The organism is Nocardia sp. NPDC049149 (genome assembly GCF_043197455.1).
Taxonomy (GTDB): Bacteria; Actinomycetota; Actinomycetes; order Mycobacteriales; family Mycobacteriaceae; genus Nocardia.
This window is the reverse complement of record NZ_JBICTD010000007.1, coordinates 13,694-25,917: the sequence shown is the minus strand read 5'-3', so window position 1 is coordinate 25,917 and position 12,224 is coordinate 13,694. Positions and strand designations below refer to the sequence as shown.

General features: G+C 67.4%; 10 protein-coding genes. 9 read left to right on the top strand and 1 reads right to left on the bottom strand.

The annotated features are described in order from the left end of the window. Positions 1-28: 28 nt before the first annotated feature. From ACGFNJ_RS27805 to ACGFNJ_RS27780, 6 genes are all read left to right on the top strand, one after another. Complete coding sequence (locus ACGFNJ_RS27805; protein WP_393455332.1) at positions 29-388, top strand: YlxR family protein; 360 nt, start codon at positions 29-31, stop codon at positions 386-388. 110 nt (positions 389-498) lie between these two features. Then, positions 499-3,543, top strand: coding sequence for a translation initiation factor IF-2 (infB, locus tag ACGFNJ_RS27800; RefSeq protein WP_393454276.1), 3,045 nt, complete (start codon positions 499-501; stop codon positions 3,541-3,543). A gap of 81 nt (positions 3,544-3,624) precedes the next feature. After that, positions 3,625-3,915, top strand: coding sequence for a DUF503 domain-containing protein (locus ACGFNJ_RS27795; protein WP_069167978.1), 291 nt, complete (start codon positions 3,625-3,627; stop codon positions 3,913-3,915). 74 nt (positions 3,916-3,989) lie between these two features. Next, positions 3,990-4,430 (top strand): 30S ribosome-binding factor RbfA, encoded by a 441-nt coding sequence (gene rbfA, locus ACGFNJ_RS27790; protein ID WP_069167977.1) that lies wholly within the window; start codon positions 3,990-3,992, stop codon positions 4,428-4,430. Positions 4,431-4,443: 13 nt separating this feature from the next. Next, positions 4,444-5,445 (top strand): bifunctional oligoribonuclease/PAP phosphatase NrnA, encoded by a 1,002-nt coding sequence (locus tag ACGFNJ_RS27785; RefSeq protein ID WP_393454272.1) that lies wholly within the window; start codon positions 4,444-4,446, stop codon positions 5,443-5,445. A 741-nt stretch (positions 5,446-6,186) separates the two neighbouring features. Beyond that, positions 6,187-7,524 (top strand): MATE family efflux transporter, encoded by a 1,338-nt coding sequence (locus ACGFNJ_RS27780; protein WP_393455329.1) that lies wholly within the window; start codon positions 6,187-6,189, stop codon positions 7,522-7,524. A 1,114-nt stretch (positions 7,525-8,638) separates the two neighbouring features. Here ACGFNJ_RS27780 and ACGFNJ_RS27775 read toward each other — a convergent pair. Next, entirely contained in the window at positions 8,639-9,058 is a 420-nt protein-coding gene (locus ACGFNJ_RS27775) for a hypothetical protein (RefSeq protein ID WP_393454270.1), read from the bottom strand. 126 nt (positions 9,059-9,184) lie between these two features. Between ACGFNJ_RS27775 and ACGFNJ_RS27770 the strand changes: the two genes are divergently transcribed. From ACGFNJ_RS27770 to truB, 3 genes are all read left to right on the top strand, one after another. Beyond that, positions 9,185-10,141, top strand: a complete 957-nt coding sequence (locus ACGFNJ_RS27770; RefSeq protein WP_141718153.1) for a metallophosphoesterase — start codon at positions 9,185-9,187, stop codon at positions 10,139-10,141. A 66-nt stretch (positions 10,142-10,207) separates the two neighbouring features. Next, the gene (gene npt / locus ACGFNJ_RS27765; protein WP_393454267.1) at positions 10,208-10,876 is read left to right on the top strand and encodes a 4'-phosphopantetheinyl transferase Npt; all 669 of its coding nucleotides are present in this window, start codon (positions 10,208-10,210) and stop codon (positions 10,874-10,876) included. Next, on the top strand, positions 10,876-11,781 hold the full coding sequence (gene truB, locus ACGFNJ_RS27760) for a tRNA pseudouridine(55) synthase TruB (RefSeq protein ID WP_393454264.1): 906 nt from the start codon (positions 10,876-10,878) through the stop codon (positions 11,779-11,781). The genes npt and truB overlap by 1 nt, the downstream gene beginning before the upstream one ends. The last annotated feature ends 443 nt before the right edge of the window (positions 11,782-12,224 follow it).

Below are 12,224 nucleotides of genomic sequence, written 5' to 3'. Positions count from 1 at the left end.
GTACGAAACGGACCATCGGGATGACATGTTGGTAACTTCCGCGGGGGAGCGGTTCGGTGATCCGACCGGGGCAGCGGTAGAGTGGACACAGGTTCAGCACGCGCAACCGATTCGGACCTGTATCGGATGCCGGAAGCGCGAGTTGGCCGTCGATCTGTTGCGAGTCGTGGCGCAGGAAATGGTTACCGGAAACGGTGCCTCGTGCGTCATGATCGTTCCCGATCCGCGGCGCAGACTTCCCGGACGGGGTGCCTGGTTGCACCCCGTCTCGGCTTGTCTGACCGTGGCAGAACGACGCCGAGCATTCGGCAGAGCACTACGAGTGTCCGGAAATCTGGATATCTCAGCCGTGGAGAAGTACCTCGAGAACAGGCACGAGCACTCATGAGCACACCGTGAAGCACCAACGATGAACGTCCATCGGAGATAACCCGAGGTCGTGCGGGCCCCGTCCCTGAATAACGGGTGCACCTGCTCGACCTCTCAGTGAGGAGAGCAGTGGCAGGCAAGGCCCGCGTGCACGAGTTGGCCAAAGAACTCGGTGTCACCAGCAAGGAACTACTCGCAAAGCTGAAGGATCAGGGCGAGTTCGTTAAGTCTGCGTCGTCGACGGTGGAAGCTCCCGTTGCGCGCAGGCTGCGTGAGTCGTTCGCGAAATCAACCCCGTCGAACGGCACCAAGTCGGGTTCACGCCCCGCACCGTCAGGGTCGGCCCGTCCGGCCGCGAAGCCCGCAGGTAACGGCCCGCGTCCCGGTCCCCGTCCGGCTGCCCCCACGCCCGCTCCGGCGGCCGCGGCACCGCAGGAGACCGTGCGCGAGACCCCGGCACCGCGGTCCAGTGAGGGACCGGCCGTGAAGCCGGGACCCGCCGCGCGTCCGACCCCGCAGTCCGCGCCGAAGCCCGCCGCCGCGAAGGAGTCGACTCCGGCGCCCGCCGCCTCGGCTGCCGCCGAGACGCCGACGAGCTCCGCGCAGTCCGGCCCGCGCCCGACGCCGAACGCGGCCCGTCCTGGTCAGCAGCAGCGTCCGGGTACACCGGCGCAGAACGCACCGCGGCCCGGTGGCTCCGGTCCGCGTCCCGGCCCGAAAACCCCTCGGGTGGGCAACAATCCGTATTCCTCGGCGCCCGAGCGGCCCGCGCCGCGCCCGGCCCCCGGCCAGGGTGGCCCGCGTCCGGGTCCGGCTCAGGGCGGTCCCCGTCCGGGTCCGGCCCAGGGCGGCCCGCGTCCGGGTGCTCCGGCCCAGGGTGGCGGCGGTTCGCGCCCCGCGCCCGGCCAGGGTGGCCCGCGTCCCGGTGGACCGCGGCCTAGCCCCGGCTCGATGCCGCCGCGCCCCAACCCCGGTGCCATGCCGTCGCGTGCGGCACGTCCCGGCGGTGCGGGTGGTCCCGGTGGCGGTCGTCCCGGTGGCCCCGGTGGTCGTCCCGGCGGCGGTGGCGGCGCAGGTCGTCCCGGTGGCGGCGGCGGTGGCGGTGGCTACCGCGGTGGCGGCGCGCCCGGCGGTGGCGGCGGTGCCGGTGCAGGCACCGGTGCACCCGGTGCCGGTGGTGCCGCAGGTGGTTTCCGCGGTCGTCCCGGTGGCGGTGGCGGCGGTGGTCGTCCGGGTGGTCCCGGTGGCCGTGGCGGTGCGGCCGGTGCGTTCGGTCGCCCCGGTGGCGCCCCGCGTCGTGGCCGTAAGTCGAAGCGGGCGAAGCGCGCCGAGTACGAGAGCATGCAGGCGCCCGCCATCGGCGGCGTCCGGCTGCCCCGCGGCAACGGCGAGATCATCCGTCTCGCCCGCGGCGCCTCGCTGTCGGACTTCGCGGAGAAGATCGACGCGAACCCGGCCGCCTTGGTGCAGGCCTTGTTCAACCTCGGCGAAATGGTCACCGCGACCCAGTCGGTGAACGACGAGACCCTCGAGCTGCTCGGCAGCGAGATGAACTACGTCGTGCACGTCGTCAGCCCCGAGGACGAGGACCGCGAGCTGCTGGAATCGTTCGACCTCACCTACGGCGAAGACGAAGGCGGCGAAGAGGACCTCGAGCAGCGTCCGCCGGTGGTGACCGTCATGGGTCACGTCGACCACGGTAAAACCCGACTGCTGGACACGATCCGTAAGGCCAACGTCCGTGAGGGCGAGGCCGGTGGCATCACCCAGCACATCGGCGCCTACCAGGTGCTCACCCACCTGGGCGATCAGGACCGGCTCATCACCTTCATCGACACCCCGGGTCACGAGGCGTTCACCGCCATGCGTGCCCGTGGTGCGAAGGCCACCGACATCGCGATCCTGGTGGTCGCCGCCGACGACGGCGTCATGCCGCAGACGGTGGAGGCGATCAACCACGCGCAGGCGGCCGACGTGCCGATCGTGGTGGCGGTCAACAAGATCGACAAGGAAGGCGCGAACCCGGACAAGGTCCGCCAGCAGCTGACCGAATACAACCTGGTTGCCGAGGAATACGGTGGCGACACCATGTTCGTCAACATCTCCGCCAGGCAGGGCACCAACATCGAGCAGCTGCTCGAGGCCGTCCTGCTCACCGCGGACGCGGCACTGGACCTCCGGGCCAACCCGGACATGGACGCGCAGGGTGTCGCCATCGAGGCGCACCTCGACCGCGGCCGTGGCCCGGTGGCGACCGTGCTCATCCAGCGCGGCACGCTGCGCGTCGGCGACTCGATCGTGGCGGGCGACGCCTACGGTCGCGTCCGGCGCATGGTCGACGAACACGGCGAGGATGTCATCGCGGCGCTGCCGTCGCGGCCGGTCCAGGTCATCGGCTTCACGTCGGTGCCGGGCGCCGGTGACAACCTGCTCGTCGTCGACGAGGACCGGATCGCTCGCCAGATCGCCGACCGCCGCAATGCGCGCAAGCGCAACGCACTGGCCGCGCGCAGCCGCAAGCGGATCAGCCTGGAAGATCTGGATGCCGCACTGAAGGAGACTTCGGAGCTCAACCTGATCCTCAAGGGCGACAACTCCGGTACCGTCGAGGCCCTCGAAGAGGCCCTGCTCGGCATCGAGATCGACGACGAGGTGCGCCTGCGGGTCATCGACCGCGGTGTCGGTGGTGTCACCGAGACCAACGTCAACCTGGCGTCGGCGTCGAACGCGATCATCATCGGGTTCAACGTCCGTGCCGAGGGCAAGGCGACCGAGCTGGCCAACCGCGAAGGCGTGGACATCCGGTACTACTCGGTGATCTACCAGGCCATCGACGAGATCGAGAAGGCCCTCAAGGGCATGCTCAAGCCGATCTACGAAGAGGTCGAGTTGGGCCGCGCCGAGATCCGCGCGATCTTCCGTTCGTCGAAGGTCGGCAACATCGCCGGTTGCATGGTCACCTCGGGTTCGGTCAAGCGCAACGCCAAGGCGCGCTTGCTCCGCGACAACGTGGTGGTCGCCGAGACGGTCACGATCTCTTCCTTGAAGCGCGAGAAGGACGACGTCACCGAGGTCCGCGAGGGCTTCGAATGCGGTTTGACGTTGACCTACAACGACATCAAGGAAGGCGACATCATCGAGGCCTACGAGCTGCGCGAGAAGCCGCGCGACTGAGTTCGCGACCGCGCGTCACGCCAGGCGAATCGCCCGGCGTGACGCGCGTCACGGCTTTCGGTGTCGAGGGAGGGGTTGTAGGTGTACTTGGGTGCGCTGGAGTTCGATCTCCTGCTCGGCGATGTGCACTCGCTGAAAGAAAAACGTTCCGTGATCCGGCCGATCCTGGCCGAATTGCAGCGTTTCGGCGTGAGTGCCGCCGAAGGGGGAGAGCAAGACCGCTATCGCCGTTCACTGGTGGGTGTCGCCCTGGTCAGTTCGGGTATGGACCATCTGACACAGGTACTCGACCGTTGTGAGCGGCACGTCGCGGCACGTCCGGAGTTACAGTTGCTGGCAGTGCGCCGCAGGATCTTCGGACCCGAAGATTGATTGCGGTGGAGAGGACAGCCCGAGACCGGGCCCGTCGTTTCCGCCGCCGTTGAACAGAGAGTGAGGGTTCAGCCATGGTGGATCAAGCCAGGGCACGCCGACTCGCCAAGCGGATTTCCTCGATCGTGGCCACCGCGATCGAATACGAGATCAAAGATCCGCGTCTTGGTTTCGTGACCATCACCGACGCCAAGGTCACCGGGGATCTACGCGACGCAACGGTGTACTACACGGTGCTGGGCGAAACGCTCGACACCGAGCCGGACTACGAGGGTGCTGCCCTCGGTCTGGAAAAGGCCAAGGGGGTGCTGCGCTCGAAGGTGGGCGCGGGCACCGGCGTGAAGTTCACGCCGACCCTGGCGTTCGTGCTCGACAAGGTGCCCGACGTCGCACGGGACATGGAAGAACTGCTGGCCAAGGCAAGGGCCGCGGACGAAGCGGTAGCGAAGGTGGCGGCCAACGCCAGGCATGCAGGCGATTCCGACCCGTACAAGGTCGAACGCGACGACGAGTGACATGCGGTAGACGATGACGACGATGCGGGACGCGGTCGACCTCGACGGTGCAGTCGAGGCGTTGAAGGCGGCCCGCTCGGTCACCATCGTCTGCCACGTGCAACCGGACGCCGACACGGTCGGCAGCGGTCTCGCGCTCGCGCTGGTCATGCACCGGCGCGGGATTCCGGTGTGGGTGTCGTTCGCCGAACCCGCCGAACTCCCCGAGTCGATGCGGTCGCTGCCCGGTGCGCAGCATCTGGTCGCGCCCGCCGACGTGCCCGCCGAAGTCGATCTGCTGATCGCGGTCGACTGCGGGAGTGCGGGGCGGCTCGGCGCGCTCGTCGATCGGATATCCGGGGCCGCAACGACTTTGGTGCTCGATCACCATCGATCGAATACCCGGTTCGGCGATATCAACGTCATCGACGCGGAGGCAGAGTCGACGACGAGCCTCCTCGTGCGGGTGCTCGATGCGTGGGGTGTGCCGATCGATGCCGAAGTGGCGCACTGTCTTTACGCCGGATTGGTGACCGACACTGGGTCATTTCGTTGGGTGCGGCCCGGTACACACGTGTTGGCGGAGCGGTTGCTCGCCACCGGCATCGACAGCGGCGAGATCGCCCGAACCCTGTTGGACACACACCCTTTCGGATGGTTGACGATGCTGTCGCGGGTGCTCGCCACCGCGCGGATCGAACCGGATGTTCGAGGTGGGATCGGGCTGGTGTACGCGTTCGTGCGGCGCGCCGACACCCTCGACGTGAGCTCCGAGGAAGCGGAAAGCGTCATCGATATCGTGCGCACCACCTCGGAAGCGGGAATTGCCGCGGTATTCAAGGAATCTCGCTCGGTTGCCGATCGATGGACGGTGTCGCTGCGGTCGCGAGACAGCCGACCCGGGGCGCAGGACGGGGTGGACGTTGCCGTGATCGCGAGTGCACTCGGGGGCGGTGGGCACCGATTCGCCGCGGGGTACACGGCATACGGGGGTCCCGAGGAATTGGTCGCTGGATTGCTGGCTGCGCTCGAGTGATGGCGAGGCTTGGCGATGTCCCCGATGGGCGAGTCTCGGGTCACGCCGGTGTGCGATGGAAACCGTTCGAGCAGGCTGCTTTCGGCAAGCCGAATTGTCGGTGCCTCATGGCAAGGTCTGGCTGAGCAGGTTCACAGGCGGCGGTGAAGGCGAGGTTTCGTGGACGTGAGGGGTTCGGGCGACATAGGGCGTTCCCGCGGTGTGGGGGTTTCCGGTGACGCTGTCGCCGCCGATCACGCCGAGACCGCTGATGGTGTGGGGAACTCGGGAGACGTACGGACCTCTGGCGGTGCGGAGAGGGCCGAAGGTTGTGAGGACCCGGCCGCGACGCAGGGAGACTTTGTCAGTGCGAGGGGTGCTGGTGCAGAGGGGGTTTCAGGTGACGGGGACGGTTCCGATGAGGGTGCAGGGGCGAGGGCGGACTTTGTCAGTGCGAAGGGTGCGGGAGGGTCGGGTGCAGGGGGCGGTTTCGGCGAGGGAGGGGTCGCTGGTGCGGCGGGGCGGGGAGACTTCGTGAGTGCGAGGGGTGCTGGTGTGGAGGGGGTTTCCGGTGTGCGGGATGGTTCTGGCGAAGGAGAGGTCGCGGATGCAGAGGCGAGGGTGGACTTCGTGGGTGCGAAGGCTACGGGGGTGCCGGGTGCGGGAAATGGTTCTGGCGAGGGAGGCGGCGCTGGCGCTGCGGTGCGGGCGGACTTCGTGGGAGTGTCGGGTGCGGGGGACGGTTCAGGTGAGGTAGCGGGTTTGCCTGCGGGGGCGGCGGCGGGTGCGGGGCCGCGGCGGATACTTGGGTTGGCGTTGCCGACGTTGGGGGTGTTGGTTGCTGAGCCGGTTTATCTGCTGTTCGATCTTGCTGTGGTCGGCAGGCTTGGGGCGCTGGCGCTGGCCGGGTTGGCGGTCGGAGGATTGATTCTGGCGCAGGCGAGTACGCAGTTGACGTTCCTGTCGTATGGCACGACGGCGCGGGCCGCGCGCAGGCACGGGGCGGGCGACGAGCCGGGGGCGGTCGCCGAGGGAGTGCAGGCGACGTGGTTGGCGATCGGGGTCGGTGCGCTGATTCTTGTGCTGGTTCAGGTGTTTGCCGTGCCGTTGACCAGCGCGATCGCGGGCGGTGGGGATATTGCGGCGGAGGCGTTGGCGTGGGTGCGGGTCGCGTTGTTCGGGGTGCCGCTGATCCTGATCTCGATGGCGGGCAACGGGTGGCTGCGCGGGGTGCAGGAGACGCGCCGACCGCTCATCTATGTTGTTGCGGGGCTGGTTGTTTCGGGTGTGCTGTGTCCGGTGCTGGTACACGGGCTGCTGGGGGCGCCGCGGATGGAGTTGCCCGGGTCGGCCGTCGCGAACGTGGCCGGGCAGCTGGTGATGGCCGGACTGTTCCTGTACGCCCTTGTTCGGCAGCGCGTTTCGCTCGCACCGCACTGGTCGGTGATGCGTGCGCAACTCGTGCTCGGTCGCGACCTGATCGTGCGCAGCCTCGCCTTCCAAGCCTGCTTCGTCTCGGCCGCCGCCGTCGCCTCCCGATTCGGGGCCGCGTCGGTTGCCGCCCACCAACTCGTCCTCCAACTCTGGAATTTCCTTTCGCTGGCCTTGGATTCGCTCGCCATCGCGGCGCAGACACTGGCCGGTGCGGCGCTCGGTGCCGGTGACGCGCCAGGTGCGCGCCGCCTGGCCCGCCGCGTCACCGAGTGGTCCGAGATCTTCTCCCTCGGGCTCGCCGCATGCTTCGCCGCCGGTGCGGGCCTCATCCCGCGACTGTTCACCGACGACCCCGACGTACTGAACCGCACCCACGTGACCTGGTGGTTCTTCGTCTGCCTCATTCCGGTGGCCGGCATCGTCTTCGCCCTCGACGGCGTCCTGCTCGGCGCCGGAGACGCCGCCTACCTCCGCACCACCACCCTCGGCGCGGCGCTCCTCGGATTCCTCCCGGCGATCTGGCTCGCCCTCATCTTCGACTGGGGCATCGCCGGAATCTGGTCCGGCCTAGTCGCTTTCATGCTGCTACGCCTAGCAGCCGTGTCATGGCGCGCCACATCAGGCCGCTGGGCCCAGGTCGGCGCCGAAATACCAACAAAGGTGTAAACCCTAAAAGGTATGCAACTGAGAGTCTTTGATCTCGAAGTTCTCGAGACGGGAGCACAGCCAAGTAACCCGGCTGGGACAAGAGAACCCGTGACCGACTGCGGAGGTCAGCCGGGTACGGCAGGCGAAGCCACCACGCTAATCCGGTGCAAACCCTTGGCTGCCGAATTCACAGGAGACCGTGGACCCGAAGGAGCTCTGCCTTCGCCAAGCCCAAAGCGGCACCAGCGCAGTCCAACCCGGCCCGTGGGGTGCGGCCTCGGACGGGTGCGGCTTTGGACGGGCGCGGCGTTGGGGGTTGGTGCGGGTTTCGCAGGGCGTGTTGCGTTTGGGGTGGTGGTTTATCCGCGGGTTGGACGGTTTCCTGGCGAGCGGGACTATCTCGGGGTTTGCACTGGATAGCGTGGTGGCGTCGTGTGCCGTGCCCGGCTGACCTCCGCAGTCGCTCACGCGTTCTCTCGTCCCAGGGCGGGTTGCTTGGCTGTGGTCCGGTCCAAAGATCTTTCAGAAGTGATCTTGGGAAGTTGACGGGAGTCCTATGGTGGCCGTTTTCAGGCGCACGGCAACCATAGGACTCCCGCCAACGACGGTCAGCAACCATTTCACTCCCGTCAACGGGTCAACAACCATTTCACTCCCGTCAACGCAGGCGGCAACCACTCGAATCCGTGAACGGTGATCTTGAAGTGTTGGCGTGAGAGAGAAGGTGCGTGTCGCGACCTTGGGCGTCGCAACCACTTCTCTCACGTCGACGAGCCTCTGCAACCATTTCTCTCACGCCGAATTGGGCGACAGTTGATTGGAGCTCAGGGGTGTGGATGGGTCGAGAGTTGTTGCAGCCGTGTCCCGTTCGCGCGGATAGCGGTTCACGAGTGGTACATGGTGGAGGCGACACGCCGTAAACGCCTCCACCATGTACCACTCGTGAGAGTGCGTCTCAGGGAACGGGACATGGCGGTGGTTGCGGCCTATTCATCGACGACGGCCATGCGAACGGGACACGGCGGTGGGTGGGGATGGAACGTTGGGTGGTCTGGGGATGGACCTGCCGGGCCGCGCGACGTGATAGCGCACGAAACCCCGGGTATCGCCCGGGGTTTCGTGGTCGGCTTTACTACGCATAGCACTTGTCGGGCGGTAACGACTCCACCGTCCCGGCGGGCACGTTCACTTTGGCGCACGCCAGCGTCGGGTAGGAGCTGGCTGTGTCGGAGTCGGCGGGGAAGTCGGCGCAGTAGGTGATGGCGAAGTGGTCGCCTTCGGGGACCTTGATGTTCAAGGTGAAGTTCGCCGGGGCGAGTTCGCGGCTGGAGAGCGCGTTCGCGGCGTCGACCAGCAGCGTGCACTGCACGGTGCCGCCTGCGAGATCGGTGCTGATCTGGGTCAGTGTTGCGGTGACCGTTTCACCGGAGACTTGTATGGTCGCGCCACTTGGGGGAACGATGGTTGCTCCGGCGAGGCCGGAAGCGACGACAATGGCTGCCGCGGTCGATGATGCCGCGACAAACCCTCGGAACGTGCTGCGTGCGATCATGCGCTGCAACCTACCGGCTGGTGTCCTCGGTTTCACCGGGTTTCTGGATCGATGCGCACCTGCACAGTGGCCGCTCGCGCCGGGGTGGCGGGCGCGAACCGGTGCAGTTGTGCCAAGGTGGGTGTGGTGATACCCAAGTTGATGGCGGTGAGCGACATTCATGTCGGGCACCAGGGGAATCGGCCGGTCGTCGAGCAGATCCACGCCGACTCGCCGGAGGACTGGCTGATCGTGGCCGGGGACGTGGGGGAGAAGACCGACGACATCCGGTGGGCGCTGGAGTTGCTGCGCGGCCGGTTCGCGAAGGTGATCTGGGTGCCGGGCAACCACGAACTGTGGACGACGGCGAAGGATCCGGTGCAGATGACCGGCGCCGCCCGCTACGACTATCTGGTGTCGATCTGCCGCGATCTCGATGTGCTCACTCCCGAAGATCCGTTCCCCGTGTGGACCGGTGCGGGTGCGGAGGAATACGGCGGGCCGGTCACGTTGGCTCCGCTGTTCTTGCTCTACGACTACTCGTTCCTGCCCGAGGGCGCGACCACCAAGGCCGAGGGACTCGCCATCGCGCGAGACCGCAACGTGGTCGCCACCGACGAATACCTGCTGTCCCCGGATCCGTACCTGACCCGCGACGCGTGGTGCCACGCCCGCGTGCAGGTGACCAAGCGCAAACTCGACGCGCTGCCCGAAGGCACGCCGCTGGTGCTGATCAACCATTTCCCGATGGTGCGCCAGCCCACCGACGTGCTGTTCTATCCCGAGTTCGCGCTCTGGTGCGGCACCGAACTGACCGCCGACTGGCACACCCGCTACAACGTGGTCTGCTCGGTGTACGGCCACCTGCACATTCCGCGCACGTCGTATTACGACGGTGTCCGGTTCGAAGAGGTTTCGCTCGGCTATCCGCGCGAATGGCAGCGGCGCGGTCTCCCGGAACGTCTGCTCCGCCAGATCCTCCCGGCCCCGGAGTACCCGCCGGGCAGCTTGAACAAGTGGGGCGGCCACTTCCAGGTCACCCCGGAAATGGAAGCCGCGGCCGCGGAAATGCGCGCCAAAGCGGAGCGTCGCCGCAGCCGGTGATCGGTGTTGCCTGCGTGAGCAGGGACTCGTGGGGCGAGATTACGACCTCGACTAGGCTCGTCGCTGATGATCGAGAACATTCTGCCCGCCGGTGTGGCGTCGGCTGAGCTGCTGGAGTACCCGGAGGACCTGAAGGCGCATCCGGCGGAGGAGCATCTCATCGCGAAGTCGGTGGAGAAGCGGCGTCGGGACTTCATCGGAGCCAGGTATTGCGCCAGGCTCGCGCTGGAAGAGCTCGGCGAGCCGCCGGTGGCGATCGGCAAGGGGGAGCGCGGCGCGCCGATCTGGCCGCGCGGGATCGTCGGCAGCATGACGCACTGCGACGGGTATCGGGCTGCGGCGTTGGCGCACAAGATGCGGTTCCGTTCGGTCGGGATCGACGCCGAGCCGCACGCGGTGCTACCCGAAGGTGTGCTCGATTCGGTGAGCCTGCCCCCGGAGCGCGAATGGTTGCGGACCACCGCGACGTCGCTGCACCTGGATCGGCTGCTGTTCTGCGCCAAGGAAGCCACGTTCAAAGCGTGGTGGCCGTTGACGTCGCGCTGGCTCGGCTTCGAGGATGCGCACATCACCTTCGAGATCGAGGGCAGCTCCGCCGATTCCGGCAACGGCACTTTCCACAGCAAGCTGCTGGTGCCCGGGCAGACGAACGACGGTGGCGCGCCGCTGGTTTCGTTCGACGGTCGGTGGATGATCGCCGACGGGTTCATCCTCACCGCGATCGTGCACGCCTGATGGACGGTCTCGGCGGACTGCTGATCGTCGACAAGGACGGCGGGATGACCAGCCACGATGTCGTCGCGAAGTGCCGGAAACTGCTGCACACCAGGAAGATCGGGCATGCGGGCACGCTCGACCCGATGGCGACGGGCGTGCTGGTGCTCGGCGTGGAGCGAGCCACCAAGTTGCTCGGCCTGCTCACGTTGACCACGAAGGCCTACACCGCGACCATTCGCCTCGGCCAGGCCACCACGACCGATGACGCCGAGGGCGAGGTCCTCTCGACGGCACCGGCCTTGTCGCTCACCGATGCCGATATCGCAGAGCACACAGCGAAACTCACGGGTGACATCGAGCAGGTGCCTGCCACCGTGAGCGCGATCAAGGTGGACGGCGAACGCGCCTATGCCCGGCACCGTGCCGGCGAAGAGGTGCAGTTGGCGGCCCGCCCGGTCACCGTTTCCCGCTTCGATATTCTTGCGCGCCGCGACATCGAGGACGGTGCCTTCGTCGATCTCGACGTGGTCGTCGAATGTACTTCCGGCACTTACGTTCGCGCCCTGGCTCGTGACCTGGGCGCGGCGCTCGGCGTCGGCGGACACTTGACGGCCCTGCGCCGCACCAGAGTCGGCCCGTTCACCCTCGAACATGCCCGCACCCTTGCCGAATTGGCGACCGCAGCCGAATCGGATGCCACCATGCTCAGCTTGGACATGGACAACGCCGTCCGAACCGCGTTCCCGCACCGCGACATCGACGACGCCCAGGCCGACGACCTCCGCAACGGTCGCTGGCTGGAGCCCATCGGTCTGCGCGGCGTCTACGCGGCCATCGACCCGCAGGGCCGAGCCATCGCCCTCCTGCAGGAGAGCGGCAAGCGTGCCGCATCGGTGATGGTCGTCCGCCCCTCCAACCTGTAAGGCCGCGCTCGCCCGGCGATTACGGCCGGGAACAGCCCGATCCCCCGTCGTGCCTCGCCCGCATATGCACTGTGCGAGCGTGGTGCATATGCGGGCGATCACGGCTGGCAACTGCTCGATCTCCCCGCACCGCCCGCAGAGTCAGGTGTCGTTGAGCTTGCAGGCTCGGTTCGCGGTACCGGTCGCATGGCACGCCAGCCGGGCACTCCCGCAGCCGCCCATGGCTTTCGGTTGTCCGGTCAGTGAGAGCGGCCCGCTGATAGTTCGCGCGATAGTGCCGGTGGCCGGGCGCAGTCGGGCTTGCGGCTTGGTTCGCGGGTACCGGCCGCACTGCACGCCAGCCGTGCGCTCCCGCTGCCGCCCATGGCTTTCGGTTTCCGGTCAGCGAGAACGGCCCGCTTTGATAGGCCGCGCCATAGTGTCGGTGGGCGGGCCCGCTGAGT